The organism is Streptomyces sp. NPDC054765 (genome assembly GCF_053612065.1).
On sequence record NZ_JBSHBP010000082.1, the window covers coordinates 1 to 19,430 of the forward strand.

The following is a 19,430-nucleotide window of genomic DNA, read 5'->3' on the forward strand; positions in this document are numbered from 1 at the left end:
CTCCCTTCCGGAGCGGGGCCCACCCGTCCGGCTTTGCCCTGACCTCCCCGAGCGGTACGGTCAACGATCGGGAGTTCAACGAGAAAGGGCGTCGATGGCCATTGCCAAGGCCGAGCGGCTGATGAACCTGGCGCTGTGCCTGCTGGGGACGCGACGCCCGCTGACCAAGCGTGAGCTGAGGTCGTCGATCGAGGCCTATATCGAGGCGAGCAGCGACGACTCGTTCAACCGTATGTTCGAGCGCGACAAGGACGATCTGCGCGAGCTGGGCCTGGTCATCGAGACCGTCGAGGGCATCGAGGGCGACGTCGGCTATCTCGCCCGCCGCGACAGCAACCGCCTCCCCCCGATCACGCTGGACGCCGCCGAAGCCGCCGCCCTGGGCCTCGCCGCGAAGATCTGGCAGCAGGCCCGGCTGGCCGGAGCCGCCAGCGGCGCCCTCCAGAAGCTGCGCGCGGCCGGTATGCCGCTGGCCGGGGAAGGCACGGACTACGACGCCGGGCAGCCGCACAGCGCGCTGGAGCCCCGTATCCCCGCGCATGAAGCCGCCTTCGAGCCGCTGATGCTGGCCTGCCGCGACCGCCGCCCGGTCGTCTTCGACTACCGCAAGTCGAACGCCGCGCACCCCGAGCAGCGGCAGGTCGAACCGTGGATCCTCGAATGCTGGCGGGGCCACTGGTACGTGGCCGGCTGGGACCGCGAGCGCCGGGCGGAGCGGGTCTTCCGGCTCTCCCGGATCACCGGCAAGGTCCGTTCCCGGCAAGGGAAGTTCACCGCGCCGGTGCCCGATCACGTCACCGTCCGCGAGACCGTCGAGAGCTGGGCCGGGGAGACCGCCACCGGCACCGCGAGGATCAAACTCCGTGCCGAGCACGGCTATCCGCTGCGCGCCCGTGCGCTCACCATCCGTGAACTGGGCGGCGGCTGGGACGAGCTGGAGATCCCCAACGGCCATGGACTCGACGCCTGGCTGGTGGAGTTCGGGCCCGACGTGGTCGTACTGGAGCCCGCGGAACTGCGCACCGAGGTCATCGACCGGCTGCGCGCCGTGGCCAAGGGCTGAGAGGGATACGAGACCCATGGCGACGAACGCGATCGACCAGACCCGCCGGATGCTGTCCCTGGTGACCTATCTGCGCGAGCGCCCCGGCGCCCGTGTCGGGGACGTCGCCCGCGCCTTCGGCATCACCGAGGACGAGCTGATCGGGGACCTCGACGTCCTGCCGATGTGCGGGACGAGCTTCCGCGGCGGCGACCTCCTGGACATCGACACCGACGGCGACCGCATCTGGTGGCACAACCCCGACGATGTCGCCGAGCCGCTGCGGCTGGCCGCCGACGAGGCGACCGCCCTGCTCGTCGCCGCGCGTGCGGTGGCCACCCTTCCCGGGCTGCGCGAGGGCGACCGGCAGGCGCTGCTGCGGGCCACCGCCAAGCTGGAGGCGGCGGCCGGTGAGGCGGCCGGTGCCAGTGCCCGGCTGTCGGTGACCTTCGAGTCCGAGGGCGGCGTGTTCGCCGATGTGGACCGCGCCATCGCCGAGCGGCGCCGGCTGTGGCTGCGCTACTACTCCCCGGCCCGCGACGAGCTGACCGAGCGTGAGGTCGACCCGATCCGGCTCTTCGCCGTCGGCCACACCTATATGGAGGCGTGGTGCCGGCTCTCGGAGGCCCGGCGCACCTTCCGGCTCGACCGGGTCGCCGAGATCAAGCTGCTGGACGCGCCCGCGGACCCGCCGCCGGTCGAGCTGCGCGACCTGTCGGAGGGGCTGGTACAGCCCGCGGCCGAGGACCCCGAGGTGTCCGTCGAGGTCGGGCCCGGCGGCCGCTGGGTCGCCGAGTACTACCCGCATGACAGCGCAGAGGAACTCCCCGACGGCGGGCTGCGCATCACGCTGCGTACCCCCGACCCGGCCTCGCTGCGGCGGCTGGCGCTGCGACTGGGCCGGGACGGCCGGATCGTGGCGCCGCAGGCCCTCGCGGACAGTGCGCGGCAGGCCGCCGGCCAGGCGCTCGCGGCGTACGGCGAGTGAGCGCGGCCGGCCGGGCGCCGCGCGGCGCGCGCCGTTCAGCGCGGGGAGAAGGAGGAGGCAGCGAAGGATGACGACCACGATGGCGACCACCACCCTGGCGGGCATGGCCGCGCCGGTGCTCTTCAAAGCGGCCTGCCCGGACTGCCGGGGCCGCTTCGAGCTGGCCTCGGACGCCTTCCGGCTGGCGATCGGCGCCAGCAGCCGCACCACCTTCTACTCCTTCACCTGCCCCGACTGCCGCCGCGCGGTGCGCAAACCGGCCGGCGAGCGGATCATCGAGCTGCTCACCGGCGGCGGGGTCCGCACGCTGCGGCTGCACATGGGCTGACCGGTAGGCTCGCCGCATGCTCTGGCCCATGATCGCAATCGCCCTCGGCTTCGCCGGGATCGCCGTGCTCGGCGTCCTCGCCGTCCGCGTCTTCGTCGAGGTACGGCGACTGGCCCGCCAGGTCGGCGCGACGTCGGAGCGGATCCAGCGGGCCACCGAGGATCTTGAACGGGCGGCCACACCGCTCGCCTCCCGGATGCAGGAGGCGGGCCGGGACTGAGATGCTGCCGCCCGGCTGTGTGCCCTGCTGTGCCGGAGGGCACAGGAGTAGGCTGCACTGCGGTTCATACAGCGCGGCGGTCGGGGCAATCCACAGGACGCACGGGGATTGCCCGGCGTTCACCACCGAACGTTACGATCGAGGCAGCACCAGGACGCCAGTCCGACCCCATTCGGCAGGCACCACAGCAGACGCCGCCACGGCGAGAAGGTAGTCGCACATGCTCAGCAATCTGAGGGCCCCCGAGATCATTCTGATCCTCGTTGTCGTTGTGCTGCTGTTCGGCGCGAAGAAGCTTCCGGACATGGCGCGTTCGCTCGGCAAGTCCGCTCGCATCCTCAAGAGCGAGGCCAAGGCGATGAAGAAGGACGGCGACGCGGAGGGCGGTGCCGCGTCCGGCAGCACGTCCGAGGCTCCCGCCGATGCGGCCCAGCAGGCTCCTCGTACGATTCAGGCAGCTCCCGGTGATGTGAGCAGCTCGCGCCCGGTGGCCGAGCCGAACCGCACCAACCAGAGCTGACCGACCCGATCCAGTCGCACCGACCCGGTCGGCAGTGGCTGATGTACGAGACGAGGAAGTGGGTTGCCCAAGTCTGCCCGCAAGCAGGAGAAGGACCCCGAGGGGCGGATGCCCCTCGCGGCGCATCTGCGTGAGCTGCGCAACCGGCTGCTGAAATCGATGCTGGCGGTCGGCGTGATCACGCTGGTGGCGATGTGGCAGTACGACGCGATCGCCCACTTCATCACCGGCCCGGTCATCGACGCGGTCGGCTGCCCCCGGGGCGTCGCGGCCGTCGGCCCGCGGAAGCACCCGTGCGCGGAGGTCACCGCCAACGGTCTGCTGGCGCCCTTCACCATCCTGCTCAAGCTGTCCCTCACGGTCGGCGTTGTCGGCGCGACCCCGATCTGGCTGTACCAGCTCTGGGCCTTCCTCGCGCCGGGTCTGCACCGGCACGAGAAGAAGTACGCGCTGAGTTTCGTCGGCGCCGGTGTGCCGCTCTTCCTCTGTGGTGCCTACCTGGCCTACGCGGTGCTGCCGACCACGGCGGGCGCCCTGGTCGGACTGACCCCGGACGACTGGGCCAACTTCTTCCCGGCCGATGAGTTCTTCGACATCGTCACCCGCATGATCGTGGTCTTCGGCCTGGCCTTCGAGCTGCCGCTGCTGCTGGTGCTGCTCAACTTCGGTGGTGTGGTCACCGGCCGCCGGATCATGAGCTGGTGGCGGTTCATGGTGCTGGGCATCACGATCTTCGCGGCCGTTGCCACCCCGACCGGCGACCCGCTGACCATGAGTCTGCTGGCCGCGCCGATCGTGCTGCTGTACTTCGGCGCCGCCGGCATCTGCCTCTTCAACGACCGCCGCCGCAAGCTCGGCAACCCCGACGCCGGACTGAGCGACGACGAGGCCTCGGAGCTCGATCTGACGCCTTCCGAGGTCGAGGAGATCGAGCCGGTCTCTTCCGGCCGGATGCTTCCGGAGCAGGCGAGCGGCGATGCGGCCGACGGTGATGCGCGGCGTCGTGGCGGCTACGACGACGTCACGTGACGGCTGATCACCTGCCGTAGTCCGGTGTCCCTGGTGGGTGACTGACGGCCCCCGTGCTCTGTGAGCCGGGGGCCGTCCGGCTGTGGGGCGGGAGCAGGGGCTCATGGCTTGTGTCCCGGGCCGGCGCCGGCGCGTACGAGCCGGGCTGCGAACCGAGCGCGTACCGCGCCGGTGGGTCCGGCTCGGTAACGGGCCGACATAAAGATCGGGTCGTTGTCAGAGGTGGCCGGTAGGCTCGTAAGCACGATGACCGAGGACATGTCCCCTGCTGAGCGCTATGCCGCCGCCAAGCTCCGGGCGGCCGAGCAGGCCACCGCACTCGCCCCTTTCCGGGAAATGTACGACTTTGGCCTGGATTCGTTCCAGGTCGAGGCGTGCCAGGCCCTGGAGGCCGGCAAGGGCGTGCTGGTCGCGGCCCCCACCGGATCCGGAAAGACGATCGTCGGCGAATTCGCCGTCCACCTGGCCCTGGAGCAGGGCCGAAAATGCTTCTACACCACGCCCATCAAGGCGCTGTCCAACCAGAAGTACCAGGATCTGGTCAAGCGTTACGGCGCCGGCAAGGTCGGTCTGCTGACCGGCGACAACAGCGTCAACTCCGAGGCTCCGGTGGTCGTGATGACCACCGAAGTGCTGCGGAACATGCTCTATTCCGGCTCGCAGTCGCTGGTCGGCCTCGGCTATGTGGTCATGGACGAGGTGCACTACCTCTCCGACCGCTTCCGTGGCGCCGTCTGGGAAGAGGTGATCATCCATCTTCCCGAGTCGGTGACGCTGGTGTCACTGTCCGCGACGGTCTCCAACGCCGAGGAGTTCGGTGACTGGCTGGACACGGTCCGTGGCGACACGGCCGTGATCGTCTCCGAGCACCGGCCGGTGCCGCTGTGGCAGCACGTCCTCGCGGGCCGCCGGATATACGACCTGTTCGAGGAGCGGGACGGGCAGAGCGGCGGCCGCCGCGAGGTCAATCCCGATCTGGAGCGGCTGGCGCGGATGGAGAACAGCCGGCCGACGTTCGGCCGGGACAAGCGCCGGGGCCGCAATCTGCGCGAGGCGGACCGAGAGCGCGAGCGGCGCCAGCGTGCCCGGATCTGGACGCCGAGCCGCCCGGAGGTCATCGACCGCCTCGACAACGAGGGCCTGCTGCCCGCGATCACGTTCATCTTCAGCCGGGCCGGCTGCGAGTCCGCCGTCCAGCAGTGCCTGTATTCGGGCCTGCGGCTCAACGACCAGGAGGGCCGCGAGGAGGTTCGCCGCACAGTGGAGGCGCGGACGGCCGGAATCCCGGACGACGACCTTCATGTGCTGGGCTATTACGAGTGGTTGGAGGGCCTGGAACGGGGCATCGCGGCGCACCACGCCGGCATGCTGCCGACGTTCAAGGAGGTCGTCGAGGAGCTGTTCGTGAAGGGCCTGGTCAAGGCCGTCTTCGCCACCGAGACGCTGGCGCTGGGCATCAACATGCCCGCGCGGTCCGTGGTGTTGGAAAAGCTCGTGAAGTGGAACGGTGAGCAGCACGCCGACATCACTCCCGGCGAGTACACCCAGCTGACCGGCCGTGCCGGGCGCCGGGGGATCGACGTCGAGGGCCATGCGGTGGTGCTGTGGCAGCGGGGGATGAACCCGGGTGCGCTGGCCGGGCTCGCCGGGACGCGTACGTACCCCCTGCGGTCCTCCTTCAAGCCGTCGTACAACATGGCGGTCAACCTGGTCTCCCAGTTCGGCCGGCACCGTTCGCGGGAGCTGCTGGAGATGTCCTTCGCGCAGTTCCAGGCCGACAAGTCGGTGGTCGGGATCTCGCGGCAGGTGCAGAAGAACGAGGAGGGGCTGGAGGGCTACCGCGGCTCGATGACCTGTCACCTCGGCGACTTCGAGGAGTACTCCCGGCTGCGGCGGGAGCTGAAGGAGCGTGAGACGGAGCTGGCCAAGCAGGGCGCGGCCCAGCGGCGGGTGGCGGCAGCGGCGGCGCTGGAGAAGCTGAAGCCCGGCGATGTCATCCATGTGCCGACCGGCAAGTATGCGGGTCTCGCGCTGGTCCTCGACCCGGGGATGCCCTCGGGGCGGACCAACGGCCATCGTGGCTTCGATGCGCAGGACGGCCCGCGGCCGCTGGTGCTGACCGCCGAGCGGCAGGTCAAGCGGCTGGGATCGATCGACTTCCCGGTGCCGGTCGAGGCGCTGGACCGGATGCGGATCCCCAAGTCCTTCAACGCCCGCAGCCCGCAGTCGCGCCGCGATCTGGCGTCCGCGCTGCGGACAAAGGCCGGCCATGTCGTGCCGTCGCGGCATCGCAAGCCGCGCTCGGCGGCGGTCGACGACCGGGAGATCGCCCGGTTGCGCACGGAGCTCCGGGCGCACCCCTGCCATGGCTGTGACGAGCGCGAGGACCATGCCCGCTGGGCGGAGCGCTATCAGCGACTGCTGCGCGACACCCGGCAATTGGAGCGCCGGATCGAGGGGCGGACGAACACCATCGCCCGCACCTTCGACCGGATCTGCGCCCTGCTGACCGGATTGGACTACCTCGAAGGCGACACCGTCACCGACGAGGGCCGCCGGCTGGCCCGGCTCTACGGCGAGCTGGATCTGCTGGCGAGCGAATGTCTGCGCGAGGGCGTCTGGGAGGGCCTCGGCCCGGCGGAGCTGGCGGCCTGCGCCTCGGCGCTGGTGTACGAGGCGCGGCAGGCGGACGATGCGGTGGCGCCCAAGCTGCCGGCCGGCAAGGCCAGGGACGCACTGGGCGAGATGGTCCGTATCTGGGGTCGGCTGGACGCCCTGGAGGAGGACCACAAGATCAACCAGGCGGAGGGCGTCGGCCAGCGCGAGCCGGACCTCGGCTTCGCCTGGGCCGCGTACCGTTGGGCCTCCGGTTTCGGCCTCGACGAAGTGCTCCGGGAGGCGGAGATGCCCGCCGGTGACTTCGTGCGCTGGTGCAAGCAACTGATCGATGTCCTCGGCCAGATCGCGGCGGCGGCCCCGCCCGGCGGCACGGTGGCGCGTACGGCTCGTAAGGCCGTGGACGGTGTGCTGCGCGGCGTGGTGGCGTACTCGTCGGTGGGCTGAGCGACCGGGGCCGGTCCGACCGGGGCCGGTCCGGGCCGCGCAGGACGGCGCCGCACTCCCCTTCGACAGGGGTGCGGCGCCGTACCGCTGCCGCCGCAGGGGCGGACGGGATCAGGTTCGTCTGCCGGCCGGCGCACGCTCACCGACCCCTGCCAGGAGCAGACCGGGGGTGTGGTGCCGGGGAGTGGTGGACGCCGCTGCGGGAGGTCTTCCACCACGCCTGAGCCGGCCGTTGGCCCCGCGGCGGCCACGCCACCCACTGCTCTCCTCCCGTCCGTTGCCGAGCGCGAGCCCCTGGCACGAACAACAGGAGTTCACCCGCAACCACCAGGCACGCTACCGCGACCGGCGCATACTCACCGCCTGATCGACAACACCCTCATCGGATCAGCGCCGAAGGCGGATCGCATCCGTGATCCGCGGTGACACGGTCAGGCCGTGTGCTGGTACGTCGGGTAGGTGAGGTACCCGGCGTCGCCGCCCTGGTAGAAGGTGTTCTTGTCGACGGGCGCGACGGGCAGGCCCGAGCGCAGGCGTTCGACCAGGTCGGGGTTGGCGAGGAAGCCGCGGCCGAAGGCGATCAGGTCGGCGCCCAGGCCCAGCCAGTGGTCAGCCTCCGCCGGGCCGGTCTGCTTCGGACCGCCGGGCACGGTGGGGTTGACGATCAGGGCACCCGGCCAGGTCTTGCGCAACTGGAGGAGAACTTCCTCGTCGGTGGTGGCTTCCAGGTGCACATAGGCCAGGTCGAGGCGGGCCAGCTCCGTCAGCAGAGCGGTGTTCAGCTCGGCTGCGTCGTCCTCCGTCACACCCCAGAAGCCGCCGCCGGGCGACAGGCGGATGCCCGTACGGGCGGCGCCCACGGCCTCGACGGTGGCGGCGGCTGCCTCGACGGCGAAACGGATCCGATGGGTGACCGAGCCGCCGTAGCGGTCCTCGCGCAGGTTGGCGTTGGACGACAGGAACTGGGAGATCAGGTACCCGTTGGCGCCGTGCAGCTCGACCCCGTCGAAGCCGGCGTCGACGGCGCGGCGGGCGGCGTCTGCGTAGGACCGGACGTGCTCGGGGACTTCGCCGGTCTCCAGGGCCCGCGGCGCGGGCATCGGCTGGGGGCCGCTCGGGGTGAACACGCTGCCCTCGCCGGGCACGGCCGACGGGCCGACCGGCTGGAGGCCGGTGGTCTCGTGGTGCGAGACCCGGCCGCCGTGCATGATCTGGGCGAAGATCCGTCCACCGCCGGCGTGGACGGCGTCGGTCACCTGCCGCCAGGAATCCGTCTGCTCGTCGGTGTGCAGGCCGGGCGTGCCCGGGTTGGACTGCCCGACGAGGCTGGGCTGGATGCCCTCCGTGACGATCAGGCCGGCCGTGGCGCGCTGCGCGTAGTAGGTAGCCATCGAGGGGGTGGCAAGACCGCCGGCGGCGGCCCGGACGCGGCTCATGGGGGCCATAACGGTCCGGTTGGGCAGAGTGAGCCCGCCGAGGCGGTAACTGCTGAACAGGGACGGCATGTCGGTTCTCCTCACGTACGTCGGTGCTCCGGCTGCCGAAGCGCACGGGTACGCTAAAACCTGACATCAGTGTCAGATGCAAGCGGAGAACACCGCGGGGGGCGGTCATGCGGATCGGAGAACTCGCGGCACGCGCCGGGGTGAGTGTGCGGTCATTGCGCTACTACGAGCAGCAGGGACTGCTCACCAGCACCCGCACGCCGAGCGGACAGCGGCAGTACACGGAACGCGACGTGGACCGCGTCCACTTCATCCAGGGGCTGTACGCGGCCAATCTCTCCAGCCGGACCATCGCCGAACTCATGCCGTGCGCCGACTCCCCGAGCGAGCACAACTCTGACGCCGCGCTGGAGCGGATGGCCCGCGAACGCGAGCGGATCACGGCGCAGATAGACGATCTCCTGCGGGCCCGGGACACTCTCGACAGGATGGCGGCCGTGGCCCGGTCCCACCGCGAGTCCCTGCTGCACACGGCCCCTGCCACGGACGAATCGGCGGCAACTCAGGACTCCACGCCGCGCTCGTCGCTGCCCGCCTCCGGGTGAGCCGACGCGGCGGCGGAGCCTCCGGTCGAATCGTCGTCCGGCACCGCGTCCCGGTCCACGCGGGCGGCGCCGGCAGGTTGTGCGCATGGTCCTGTCACGTCGGGACCTGGAGTGGGTGATCGTCAGTATTCGGTGTCGAGTTGGATGTGCTCAATGCCGTTGTCCAGGAAGGTGGTCAGGTCCTGGGCTTCGGTGTGAACGGCTTCCTGCTCCAGGGCGGTGAGGGGGCGCAGGGAGCTGATGTGGAGGTGGTGGTTGCGTACGGTCCAGGTGGCGGTGACGCGTCCGTCAACCAGGACGGTGCGGTGGCCTGCGACGGACAGACCGAGGTGGGGGGCGTCGATGATGCGGCTACGGTCGTGGTAGCCGAGGATGGCGTTGTCGAAGGCCGGAAGGAACCGGACGGGGGCCGGGGTGTCGGGGTGGGGGCGGGGTGCGTCGGGCAGGTCGAGCAGTTCGCGGCCGCGTTCGTCACGGAAGACGACGAGTTCTTCTCGGGCGGCTTTGATGGCGGCGGGAAGGCCGGCGAGGCCGCACCAGGCACGTACGTCCGCGCTGGCGGCGGGCCCGTACGCGGCGAGGTAGCGGTGCAGCAGTTGCTGTCCGACGGGATCACTGCCGTCGGCGGGCACGGGGTCGATGTCCCGTTCCAGCCAGGTACTCAACGGCAGGTTGCGTACGCCGGCGGTCCGGTGCCACAGGCCGCGGGGCGGGAGTTGGGCCATGGGGATGAGGGCCGCGATGAGCAGCTCGCCCAGGACCCGGCGTGGTGGGCCGGGCCAGCGGTCTTCGAGAGCTTGAACGAGTTCGGTCATGGTGCGGGGCCGCCGGTCGGCCATGACCGCGCGGCCGGCGGCGGCGACCTCGTCCACGTCGATGCCGGCCAGTTCGCGCCGGTAGGTTCCCAGCACTCGCTGGCGCAGCATGGTGTCGTGGCGGGCTCGCCAGGTGAGCGCGTCGTCGGCGGTGACGAGGTGGACGGTGCGCCGCATCAGATGGGTGCGCACCACCGCGCGACCGGTCAGCGCATCGTCCAGTTGCCGGGGTGTGAAGTCGGACAGGCGGGACCACAGCCCGGTGAAGGGCTCCTGAGGTTCCTGCGCCTGCAGGCCGCACAGATGGGCCACTGCCTCCGGCACGGAGCTGTCGCTGCGCTTGAGCAGGTGCTGGCGGGCGAGGGTGGCGCGGTTGAGGGCGCGGGTGTCAAGGACAGTCATGGCTTCCTCACGCGACGGCTCGCTCGTGGGGCGGGCGTCGGCGCAGGTCCGTGTGGGTGAGGGAGGGAGGTGTGTAGGAGACGTCCAGCGGGCCGATGTCGGTGCCGGGCGGGACGATCGCGTCGATCTTGTCGAGGATGTCGTCGCCGAGGGTGAGGGTGGCGCCGGCGAGCAGGTCGTCCAGCTGGTCCATGGTGCGCGGGCCGATGATGGCGGAGGTGATGTCGGGATGGCTGGTGGCGAAGGCCATGGCCAGGTGCGTGAGCGAGTGGCCGGCTTCTTCGGCGAGGGTGAGCAGCTGCTCGACCGCGTCGAGCTTGCGCTCGTCGGTGAGGTGCCGGGAGACCCAGTGCATGCGGGCGTTGTCCGGCCGCGGCGCGTTCTTGCGGTAGCGGCCGGTGAGCAGGCCCATGGCCAGCGGGCTCCACACCAGAACGCCCAGGCCGTAGCGGTGGCAGGCGGGCAGGATCTCCCGCTCGATGCCGCGGTTGAGGAGGGAGTAGGTGGGCTGCTCGGTGCGCAGGCGGTGCAGTCCACGCCGCTGGGACACCCACTGGGCTTCGACGATTTCCGAGGCCGGCAGGTTGGAGGAGCCGATCGCCCGGACCTTCCCGGCCCGCACGAGGTCGGTGAGCGCGGAGAGGGTCTCCTCGATGTCCGTGTACGGGTCCGGGTGGTGGATCTGGTAGAGGTCGATGTAGTCGGTCCGCAGCCGCTTCAGCGAGCCCTCGACCGCCTGGACGACCCAGCGCCGGGAGCTGCCGCCGCGATTGGGGCCCTCGCCCATCGGTCCGTTGAACTTGGTCGCCAGCACGACCTCGTCGCGGCGTCCCTTGAGGGCCTTGCCGACGATCTCCTCGGTCTCGCTGTAGCCGTAGACGTCGGCGGTGTCGATGACATTGATGCCCTCGTCCAGCGCCCGGTGGATCATGCGCACGCAGTCGTCGTGATCCGGATTGCCCATCTTGCCGAACACCATGGTGCCCAGGCAGTAGGCACTGACTTCGATGCCGGTCCGTCCCAGCTTCCGCATCCTCACGGTGACCCGTTCCTTCCGCTGCTGTACGTGTTCGGTGCCCGCGCCGTCCGGGCCGCCCGGGTGGCTGGGGCGGCCCGGACGGCGTAGGCATGTCAGGTCGGTCGGTTGGTTCAGCCGTTGTACGGAGCGGTGACGTCCAGGACCCAGGTGACGCCGAAGCGGTCGGTGAGCATGCCGTACAGCGGAGCCCACTGCGCGGGCTCCAGCGGACTCACGATGGTCGAGCCCTCGGTGAGCTTGCCCCACAGGGCGCTGATCTCCTCGGCGTCGTCGCCACGCACGGAGACGAAGAACGGGTTCTCGCCCTGGTTCCAGGGCAGCTGCGAGGGCACGTCGTAGGCCATGACGTGGAAGCCGTTGCCGCCGACCACCTCGCCCCACATCACCCAGTCCGCCTCGCTCTCGTTCCGCACGGCGCCTGCGTCCTTGTAGGTGACTGCGACAGTACGTCCGCCAAAGACGGACTGGTAGAAGTCCAGCGCCTCACGTGCGGTACCCCGGAAATTCAGGTGAGTGGTGGTCGTGACGGACATGACCTGCTCCTTGCCTTGATGTGACACCTATGCGCCGTCGGCTGTCGATGCCGAGCGGCGGTTCCGTGACCAGGGGTTATGTCTCCCGGGCGGCTCGTATGCCACGATGGCAGAGGTAGAGGACAGGTTGTGTCCGGTACTCCAGGAAAAATGTGGTGTCATGCATAAGACGTCCGCGCGGCTGCTCGCGCTGCTCTCGCTGCTTCAAACGCCCCGTGACTGGTCCGGCGATGATCTCGCCGAGCGTCTCGGCATCACCTCGCGCACCGTGCGCCGTGACATCGACCGTCTGCGCGAACTCGACTACCCGATCACGACCGTCAAAGGACCGGCCGGCGGCTACCGCCTGGAGGCCGGCACTCACCTGCCGCCCCTGCTGTTCGACGACGGGCAGGCCGTCGCCCTGGCCGTCGCGCTGCAGACCGCGGCCGCCGGCACCACCGTCGCCGAAGACGCTTCCCGCGCGCTGGCCACCCTCCGCCAGGTCATGCCGCCCCGCCTGCGCCACCGCATCGACCTGTTGCACATCACCGCCGTCCAACCGCCCGCGGCGGCCGGCGACACCCCCCGGGTCGACGCTCAGGTCCTGATGGACCTGAGCCGCGCCATCCACGCCCGCGAGGAACTGTGCTTCGACTACACCCCGGGGCCAAGCACCTCGGCCGAGGACGCCCGCCGCGTACAACCCCACCACCTGGTCACCTGGCGTCATCGCTGGTACCTGGTGGCCTGGGACCTCCACCGCGAGGACTGGCGTACCTTCCGCGTCGACCGCATCCGGCCCCGCACACCCACCGGCCCCCGCTTCGCCCGGCGCGAACTCCCCGGCGGCGACGTCTCCACCTTCGTCACCAGCCGATTCCGCGGCAACGACGGCACCACCACCGACTGGCCCTGCCAAGGCGAAGTCATCCTCCACCTCCCGGCCGCCGATGTCGCGCCCTTCGCCCAGGACGGCATCGTCGTGGAGCTCGGCCCCCACCACTGCCGGCTCACCCTCGGCTCCTGGTCATGGACCGGACTCGCCGCCGCCATCGGCCGCTTCGACACCGATATCGAGGTCATCGGCCCGCCCCAACTGGCCACCGCATTCGGGGACCTCGCCGCCCGCTACGCCCACGCCGCCCGCACCACAAGACCAGAGACCGGCCCGGCGCGGTGAGAACGGAACTCAGCCCGCCGCTCAAGCCCTCCGGACCTGCGGTGCCGACCCCGTCAACCGGGTTCCGGACTCACCACGCCGCTCAAGCCCTCCGGACCTGCGGTGCCGACCCCGTCAACTGTCTTCCGGCGGGCGTCCGGAGGCCGGCGCGGTGCCGCCGGGCCCTGGACGTCGGCGAGGGCCGCGGGCGGGGCGGGGATGGCACGGGCCGGGAGGGTGCGCCGCACTTCGCCGCCGGGAACGTGACCCGGGCCTGCGGCCTGTGGGCCTACCGGCCCGCGGGGCTCCCGTGGTCCCCGGAGGCCACGCGCGGCCCGCGGGGGCCACAGGAGAAAAGGCCCGGGTCGTCCCGCAGGGTCAGGAGGCCGTCGCTCCCGTCGGCTCCTGCTCGGCCTCGACCTGCTGGTTCCAGTCGCGCTTGGCGGCCTGCCAGCCGTCCTCGTCGTGGCCGGTGCGCCAGTAGCCGGAGAGGGACAGGGCCTCGCGGGGGAGTTCGCGCTCGACGCGGAGCAGCTGTCGCAGCTCCTTCACGAACCCGGCCTCGCCGTGCACGAACGCCTGGGCCTGGCCGGCCGGGAACTCCAGCGCCCGTACGGCGGCGACCAGTTCGCGGCCGTACGGCGCGGCGCCGCGGTACAGCCAGTGGATCCCGGCGCCGGCCGGCGCATCCAGCTCCTGGCGTTCCTCCGGGCCGGCCACCTCGATGAAGGCGTGCACGGGTACGCCCGCGGGGACCCGGGCCAGGGACGCCGCGATGGCCGGCAGTGCGCTCTCGTCGCCCGCCAGCAGATGCCAGTCGGCGGTGGCCCGGGGCACGTAGGCGCCGCCCGGACCCAGCAGGAAGATCTCCTCGCCCGGCTTCGCCGCGGCCGCCCACGGTCCGGCCAGTCCCTCGTCGCCGTGCACCACGAAGTCCACGGTCAGCTCGCGGGTTGCGGCGTCCCAGGCGCGGACGGTGTACGTACGGGTCCTGGGCCAGCGGTTGCGCGGGAACTCGGCGCGGATCTGCGCGATGTCGAACGGCTCCGGGTAGCGCACGCCGGGCAGCGGGAAGAGCAGCTTGACGTAATGGTCGGAGTACTCGCCCGCCGTGAACTCCGCCAGCCCTTCACCGCCCAGCACGACACGGACCATGTGCGGGGTGAGCTGCTCGGTGCGCTGCACCCGGGCACGGTGCAGGGTGGGCTTCTTGCGGGACGGACGCTCTGCTGCCACGGCAATCTCCCCTGACGCGATATTTGTTAGGTTTACCTAACCTAACAGGTTATCGGTGAAGAGTGAGGAGCAGGCGCTGCAAGGCGCCGCCCAGGCCCCATTGGGCGGCCAGTGCTTCCAGACGCTCGGGGTCGGCCGGTTCGGACGGCAGGGTGTGGTCGACGGCGGGGACGGGCACGTCGGTGGCCACCTTCACGACCTTCGGGGCGACGGCGACATACGGGCGTGCCTCCAGCAGTCGCTTGCGCTGGGCGGGGGTCACCTTCGACGCGGGGTCGGCGGCGGCGGCCATGATGCCCGCCAAGTCGCCGTAGGTGTCCAGCAGTTTGGCGGCGGTCTTCTCGCCGACCCCGGGCACGCCGGGCAGTCCGTCGCTGGGGTCGCCGCGCAGCAGCGCCAGATCGGCGTAGCCGGGGCCGTCCACGCCGTACTTCTCGCGCAGCAGCGCCTCGTCGGTGATCTGGAGGGTGCCGACGCCCTTGAGCGGATACAGGATGCGGATGCCGCGCCGGTCGTCGACGAGCTGGAAGAGGTCGCGGTCGCCGGTGACGATGTCCACCGGGCCCTTCGCTTGTGCGGTCAGGGTGCCGATGACGTCGTCGGCCTCGTAGCCGGCCGCCCCGATGCGGGCGATGCCCACGGCGTCCAGGACGTCCTCGATGACCGGGACCTGCGGCGAGAGGGTGTCGGGGATCTCCTCCTCGTCGGGCCCCGCGGCTCCGGCCGGGGCCTCCTCGGCGACCCGGTGTGCCTTGTAGGAGGGGATCAGATCGACCCGCCACTGGGGGCGCCAGTCGAAGTCCATGCAGGCGACCAGGTCATCGGGGTGGTGGTCCTGGACGAGCCGGGCGATGAAGTCCAGCAGGCCGCGTACCGCGTTGACCGGGGTGCCGTCCGGAGCCTTGACCGATTCCGGTACTCCGAAATAGGCGCGGAAGTAGAGAGAGGCGGTGTCGAGGAGCATCAGGCGTCGAGTCACATCCCGCATCTTGCCGTATGCCCCATACGTCACGCCGATGTGAGCTGGATCACCATCGTGTTTGCGTCGCATAAAGAAGGGCAGGCGCGCAGCCGGAGTGGACCCGATCGGGATTCAACTATTCGACCGGTAAGAGCGGGCGGACCCCGCGCCGCTCCACGACCTGGCTACGGGGGTGGCAGGTCGTCACCGATCAACAAGAGAGGCATATGTGTCCAGGCTGCAAGCCGAGCACGTGTACAAGGTGTTCGGCAGACGACCCGAGGACGCGGTCCGCAGGCTCGAAGCCGGCGTCGGCCGGGAGGAGCTGCGGGCCGAAGGCACCACCGCTGCGGTGATCGACGCCTCGATCGAGGTGGACGAGGGCCAGATATTCGTCGTCATGGGTCTGTCCGGATCCGGCAAGTCCACCCTGTTGCGCACGCTCAACGGGCTGTTGGAGCCGACCTCGGGGAGCGTGCGGTTCGACGGCCAGGACCTCACCTCGCTCAGCGACAAGGAGCTGCGCAAGGTCCGCTCCGAGAAGATCTCCATGGTCTTCCAGCACTTCGCGCTCTTCCCGCACCGCAGTGTGCTGGAGAACGCCGCCTACGGCCTCGAAGTGCAGGGCGTACCGCGCGCCGAGCGCACCGCGCGCGCCACCGAGGCGCTCGAACTCACCGGGCTCAAGGGCTGGGAGAAGTCCTGGCCCGACGAGCTGTCCGGCGGTATGCAGCAGCGCGTGGGCCTGGCCCGAGCGCTGGCCACCAACGCCGATCTGCTGCTGATGGACGAGTCCTTCAGCGCGCTCGACCCGCTGATCCGGCGCGATATGCAGGACCAGCTGCTGGAGCTGCAGAAGGCGCTGAAGAAGACCATCGTCTTCATCACCCACGACCTGAACGAGGCCATGCGGCTCGGCGACAAGATCGCCGTGATGCGCGACGGCCGGATCGTCCAGATCGGCAGTGCCGAGGACATCCTCGTCACCCCGGCCAACGACTACGTCGCCTCCTTCACCCAGGACGTGGACCGTACACGGGTGCTGACCGCGGGCGCGGTCATGGCCGAGGTCGGGACCGTGCTCGGCGCCACGACCCCGGAGGGCCGGAAGCTCACCACCGCGGCGGAGTTCCGGGCCGCCGCGCCTGCCACGGTCGGCGTCGACACCCCGCTGGTCGAGCTGTTCACGCCCTGTTCGACCAGCACCGTTCCGGTCGCCGTGACCGATGAGCGGGGCGAACTGGCCGGTGCCGTCACGGCCGAGCGGCTGCTCGCCGTTCTCGGCGAACCCGCGGCGCAGAGCCCGGCACCGGCCGTTGCCGGCCAGGCCGGCACCGGGGGCGGCGGGATATCCGCGGACGGGACCCCGGCGGACGAGAGCCCCGCGGACGGCAGCTCCGTGCCCCCGTCCGGGAATGCGGACCACGACCCCGAGGACAAGGTGAGCGCCGGTGCCTAGGATTCCGGTAGGCAGTTGGGCCGACAGCCTGGTCGAATGGCTGCGGGACCACGCCGAGTGGCTCTTCCACTTCGTCACGACCGTGCTGGGCGGCTTCTACGACGGCATTCTCACGGTCCTCTCCGGTCCCGCGCCGCTGCTCCTGGCGGGCATCTTCGCGGTGATCGCCTGGTGGCTGCGCGGTCTGCCGGCCGCCGTGCTGACGTTCCTCGGCTTCGCGCTGATCGATTCGATCGAGCAGTGGCACCAGACCGTGCAGTCGCTCTCGCTGGTGCTCGTGGCCTGCATCATCACGGTTGCGGTCGCCGTACCCCTCGGTGTCTGGGCGGCCCGCAACCGGGCCGTCAGCGGAGCGGTGCGCCCGGTCCTGGACCTGATGCAGACGATGCCCGCGATGGTCTATCTGATCCCCGGCATCCTCTTCTTCGGTCTGGGCGCCGTCCCCGGCATCGTGTCGACCATCGTCTTCTCCATGCCGCCGGCGGTCCGCATGACCGAACTGGGCATCCGGCAGGTCGACGGTGAACTGGTCGAGGCCGCCGATGCGTTCGGCACCCCTCCGCGGCGCACGCTCTTCCGTGTGCAGCTGCCGCTCGCCCTGCCGACGATCATGGCCGGTATCAACCAGGTCATCATGCTGGCGCTGTCCATGGTCGTCATCGCCGGCATGGTCGGCGGCGCCGGTCTCGGCGGCACCGTCTACCTCTCGCTCAGCTCGGTCGATGTGAAGCTGGGCGCGGAGGGCGGTCTCGCGGTCGTCATCCTCGCGGTCTACCTGGACCGGATGACCAGCGCGCTCAACCAGCGGGTCTCCCCGCTCGGCCGGCGCGCACTGGCGAAGGCGCAGGCCGCGCTCGGCGGCCTGAAGTTCCTCCACTGGAAGCCCGCGACCCCGGTCGCGACGGTCGCGGTGGTCGTGCTCGCGCTGGTCGCCGGCGGGATGAGCGTCGTCGGCAAGGACAGCGGGGGCGGCGCGGGCGGCACCGACGGCAACGGGCGGCCGGTCAGCCTCGGCTACGTCAACTGGGACGAGGGCAAGGCCACGACGTTCCTGTGGAAGGAAATCCTCGAACAGCGCGGGTACAAGCCCAAGGTCCAGGCCCTGGACGCCGGCCCGCTCTTCACCGGCCAGGCCCGTGGCGACATCGACGTGCAGACCAACGCCTGGCTGCCGACGACCCACGCGGAGTACTGGAAGAAGTACAAGGACAAGCTCGAGGACCTGGGCGCCTGGTACGACAAGACCTCGCTGGAGATCGCGGTCCCGTCCTACATGAAGGACGTCAAGACCCTGGACGACCTCAAGGGCAAGGGCGGCACGTTCGGCGGCAAGATCGTCGGCATCGAGCCGGGCGCGGGCGAGATGAAGATCCTCAAGGACAAGGTCCTCAAGGATTACGGTCTGGGCGGCGAGTACAAGGTCATGGAGTCGAGTACCTCGTCCATGCTCACCGAGCTGGACCGCTCGATCCATGACAAGAAGCCGATCGCCGTCACGCTGTGGTCGCCGCACTGGGCCTACGACAAGTACAAGCTGACCAAGCTCAAGGACCCCAAGGGCTCCTTCGGCTCCGGGGACAGCCTGCACCTGCTGGGCCGCAAGGGCTTCTCGCACGACGAGCCCCAGGTCGCGGGCTGGATGAAGCACTTCCATCTGGACGAGAAGCAGCTCACCAGCCTGGAGAACGAGGTCAACAAGGCCGGCACGGGGCACGAGCAGGAGGGCGTGCGCGCCTGGCTCAAGCAGAACCCGGGCACGGTCAACAAGCTGGCGCCGTCCGCCAAGGCCGGCTACGCCAAGGGCAAGGACGCGGGCAAGGCCCCGAGCCTGGGCTACCCGGCGTGGGACGAGGGCATCGCCACGACCTACCTCTGGAAGAACATCCTGGAGAAGCGGGGCTACAAGCCGAAGCTCCAGAACCTGGATGTCGGCCCGATGTGGACCGGTTTGTCGACGGGGCAGATCGACGTCGAGACCGACGCCTGGCTGCCGGTGGCGCAGAAACAGTACTGGGACAAGTACAAAAACGATCTTGTCGATGTCGGGGCCTGGTACGACAAGACCTCACTGGAGATCGCCGTACCGTCCTACGTCAAGGGCGTGAAGACCCTGGACGATCTGCGCAGCCACAAGGACACCTTCGGCGGCAAGATCATCGGCATCGAGCCCGGTACCGGCGAGATGAAGCGCCTCAAGAGCGTGGTGTCGCCCGCGTACGGTCTGGACGGCTTCGAGGTCACCGAGGCCGGGACCAGCGCCATGCTCACCGAGCTGGAGCGGGCCTACGCCAAGAAGGAGCCCATCGCGGTGGTCCTGTGGTCGCCGCACTGGGCGTACAGCAAGTACGACCTCACCAAGCTCAAGGACCCGCAGGGCACCTGGGGCGCCAACAACCAGATCAAGACGATCGGCAACAAGAGCTTCCCGAAGAAATTCCCGGAGTTCAACGGCTGGTTGAAGAACTGGAAGATGAGCGCCGATGAGCTCGGCAGCCTGGAGAAGGACATTCAGGCGGCCGGCAAGGGCAACGAGGACAAGGGTGTCCAGAAGTGGATCGATGCCCATCCGGGCATCGTCGACAAGATGGCACCCGTGAAGTAACC

Annotated in this window: 17 protein-coding genes; 11 read left to right on the forward strand and 6 right to left on the reverse strand. The window is 70.2% G+C overall.

Features of this window, described 5'->3' with window-relative positions:
• The first annotated feature begins 94 nt into the window (after positions 1 to 94).
• The 7 genes from ACWGJY_RS33180 (at position 95) to ACWGJY_RS33210 (ending at position 7,190) form a co-directional block, all read left to right on the forward strand.
• Complete coding sequence (locus tag ACWGJY_RS33180; RefSeq protein WP_453264587.1) at positions 95 to 1,063, forward strand: helix-turn-helix transcriptional regulator; 969 nt, start codon at positions 95 to 97, stop codon at positions 1,061 to 1,063.
• 16 nt (positions 1,064 to 1,079) lie between these two features.
• Positions 1,080 to 2,030 carry a helix-turn-helix transcriptional regulator gene (locus ACWGJY_RS33185; RefSeq protein ID WP_453264588.1) on the forward strand — a complete coding sequence of 317 codons (951 nt, stop codon included), beginning with the start codon at positions 1,080 to 1,082 and terminating at the stop codon, positions 2,028 to 2,030.
• 67 nt (positions 2,031 to 2,097) lie between these two features.
• Positions 2,098 to 2,358, forward strand: coding sequence for a hypothetical protein (locus ACWGJY_RS33190; protein ID WP_453264589.1), 261 nt, complete (start codon positions 2,098 to 2,100; stop codon positions 2,356 to 2,358).
• Positions 2,359 to 2,374: 16 nt separating this feature from the next.
• Positions 2,375 to 2,578 carry a hypothetical protein gene (locus ACWGJY_RS33195; RefSeq protein WP_453264590.1) on the forward strand — a complete coding sequence of 68 codons (204 nt, stop codon included), beginning with the start codon at positions 2,375 to 2,377 and terminating at the stop codon, positions 2,576 to 2,578.
• A 220-nt stretch (positions 2,579 to 2,798) separates the two neighbouring features.
• Positions 2,799 to 3,098, forward strand: coding sequence for a Sec-independent protein translocase subunit TatA (gene tatA, locus ACWGJY_RS33200; protein WP_453264591.1), 300 nt, complete (start codon positions 2,799 to 2,801; stop codon positions 3,096 to 3,098).
• Between the two features lie 63 nt (positions 3,099 to 3,161).
• Positions 3,162 to 4,127 carry a twin-arginine translocase subunit TatC gene (gene tatC, locus ACWGJY_RS33205; RefSeq protein ID WP_453264592.1) on the forward strand — a complete coding sequence of 322 codons (966 nt, stop codon included), beginning with the start codon at positions 3,162 to 3,164 and terminating at the stop codon, positions 4,125 to 4,127.
• A gap of 246 nt (positions 4,128 to 4,373) precedes the next feature.
• Positions 4,374 to 7,190, forward strand: coding sequence for a DEAD/DEAH box helicase (locus ACWGJY_RS33210; protein ID WP_453264593.1), 2,817 nt, complete (start codon positions 4,374 to 4,376; stop codon positions 7,188 to 7,190).
• A 431-nt stretch (positions 7,191 to 7,621) separates the two neighbouring features.
• Here ACWGJY_RS33210 and ACWGJY_RS33215 read toward each other — a convergent pair whose 3' ends face one another.
• On the reverse strand, positions 7,622 to 8,695 hold the full coding sequence (locus ACWGJY_RS33215) for an alkene reductase (RefSeq protein ID WP_453264594.1): 1,074 nt from the start codon (positions 8,693 to 8,695) through the stop codon (positions 7,622 to 7,624).
• Between the two features lie 107 nt (positions 8,696 to 8,802).
• Here ACWGJY_RS33215 and ACWGJY_RS33220 point away from each other — a divergent pair, with 107 nt between their 5' ends.
• Entirely contained in the window at positions 8,803 to 9,240 is a 438-nt protein-coding gene (locus ACWGJY_RS33220) for a MerR family transcriptional regulator (protein ID WP_453264595.1), read from the forward strand.
• A 122-nt stretch (positions 9,241 to 9,362) separates the two neighbouring features.
• Here the strand turns inward: ACWGJY_RS33220 and ACWGJY_RS33225 are convergent, their stop codons facing one another.
• The 3 genes from ACWGJY_RS33225 to ACWGJY_RS33235 form a co-directional block, all read right to left on the reverse strand.
• The gene (locus tag ACWGJY_RS33225; RefSeq protein WP_453264596.1) at positions 9,363 to 10,457 is read right to left on the reverse strand and encodes a winged helix DNA-binding domain-containing protein; all 1,095 of its coding nucleotides are present in this window, start codon (positions 10,455 to 10,457) and stop codon (positions 9,363 to 9,365) included.
• Between the two features lie 7 nt (positions 10,458 to 10,464).
• Positions 10,465 to 11,496, reverse strand: a complete 1,032-nt coding sequence (locus ACWGJY_RS33230; RefSeq protein ID WP_453264597.1) for an aldo/keto reductase — start codon at positions 11,494 to 11,496, stop codon at positions 10,465 to 10,467.
• Between the two features lie 110 nt (positions 11,497 to 11,606).
• Positions 11,607 to 12,029: a VOC family protein gene (locus ACWGJY_RS33235; RefSeq protein WP_453264598.1), complete on the reverse strand. Its 423-nt coding sequence runs from the start codon at positions 12,027 to 12,029 to the stop codon at positions 11,607 to 11,609.
• A 160-nt stretch (positions 12,030 to 12,189) separates the two neighbouring features.
• On the opposite strand from ACWGJY_RS33235, the gene ACWGJY_RS33240 reads away from it, so the two are divergent.
• Positions 12,190 to 13,191, forward strand: coding sequence for a helix-turn-helix transcriptional regulator (locus ACWGJY_RS33240; protein ID WP_453264599.1), 1,002 nt, complete (start codon positions 12,190 to 12,192; stop codon positions 13,189 to 13,191).
• Between the two features lie 357 nt (positions 13,192 to 13,548).
• On the opposite strand, the gene ACWGJY_RS33245 is transcribed toward ACWGJY_RS33240, so the two are convergent.
• Together ACWGJY_RS33245 and ACWGJY_RS33250 are read right to left on the reverse strand one after the other, a co-directional pair.
• Complete coding sequence (locus ACWGJY_RS33245) at positions 13,549 to 14,406, reverse strand: siderophore-interacting protein (RefSeq protein WP_453264600.1); 858 nt, start codon at positions 14,404 to 14,406, stop codon at positions 13,549 to 13,551.
• Positions 14,407 to 14,455: 49 nt separating this feature from the next.
• On the reverse strand, positions 14,456 to 15,370 hold the full coding sequence (locus ACWGJY_RS33250; RefSeq protein WP_453264614.1) for a 5'-3' exonuclease: 915 nt from the start codon (positions 15,368 to 15,370) through the stop codon (positions 14,456 to 14,458).
• 226 nt (positions 15,371 to 15,596) lie between these two features.
• On the opposite strand from ACWGJY_RS33250, the gene ACWGJY_RS33255 reads away from it, so the two are divergent.
• A complete protein-coding gene (locus tag ACWGJY_RS33255) occupies positions 15,597 to 16,826 on the forward strand; it encodes a quaternary amine ABC transporter ATP-binding protein (RefSeq protein WP_453264601.1) in 1,230 nt (409 codons plus the stop codon).
• Entirely contained in the window at positions 16,819 to 19,428 is a 2,610-nt protein-coding gene (locus ACWGJY_RS33260; RefSeq protein ID WP_453264602.1) for an ABC transporter permease/substrate binding protein, read from the forward strand. The genes ACWGJY_RS33255 and ACWGJY_RS33260 overlap by 8 nt, the downstream gene beginning before the upstream one ends.
• The last annotated feature ends 2 nt before the right edge of the window (positions 19,429 to 19,430 follow it).

Excerpts from the sequence above, each read along its gene's own strand:
- tatA (WP_453264591.1), top strand. The coding sequence starts at position 2,799 with ATGCTCAGCAATCTGAGGGCCCCCGAGATCATTCTGATCCTCGTTGTC.
- ACWGJY_RS33190 (WP_453264589.1), top strand. The coding sequence starts at position 2,098 with ATGACGACCACGATGGCGACCACCACCCTGGCGGGCATGGCCGCGCCG.
- ACWGJY_RS33185 (WP_453264588.1), top strand. The coding sequence starts at position 1,080 with ATGGCGACGAACGCGATCGACCAGACCCGCCGGATGCTGTCCCTGGTG.
- ACWGJY_RS33235 (WP_453264598.1), bottom strand. The coding sequence starts at position 12,029 with ATGTCCGTCACGACCACCACTCACCTGAATTTCCGGGGTACCGCACGT.
- ACWGJY_RS33195 (WP_453264590.1), top strand. The coding sequence starts at position 2,375 with ATGCTCTGGCCCATGATCGCAATCGCCCTCGGCTTCGCCGGGATCGCC.
- ACWGJY_RS33220 (WP_453264595.1), top strand. The coding sequence starts at position 8,803 with ATGCGGATCGGAGAACTCGCGGCACGCGCCGGGGTGAGTGTGCGGTCA.
- ACWGJY_RS33225 (WP_453264596.1), bottom strand. The coding sequence starts at position 10,457 with ATGACTGTCCTTGACACCCGCGCCCTCAACCGCGCCACCCTCGCCCGC.
- ACWGJY_RS33215 (WP_453264594.1), bottom strand. The coding sequence starts at position 8,695 with ATGCCGTCCCTGTTCAGCAGTTACCGCCTCGGCGGGCTCACTCTGCCC.
- ACWGJY_RS33180 (WP_453264587.1), top strand. The coding sequence starts at position 95 with ATGGCCATTGCCAAGGCCGAGCGGCTGATGAACCTGGCGCTGTGCCTG.
- ACWGJY_RS33240 (WP_453264599.1), top strand. The coding sequence starts at position 12,190 with ATGCATAAGACGTCCGCGCGGCTGCTCGCGCTGCTCTCGCTGCTTCAA.
- ACWGJY_RS33210 (WP_453264593.1), top strand. The coding sequence starts at position 4,374 with ATGACCGAGGACATGTCCCCTGCTGAGCGCTATGCCGCCGCCAAGCTC.
- ACWGJY_RS33250 (WP_453264614.1), bottom strand. The coding sequence starts at position 15,370 with ATGCTCCTCGACACCGCCTCTCTCTACTTCCGCGCCTATTTCGGAGTA.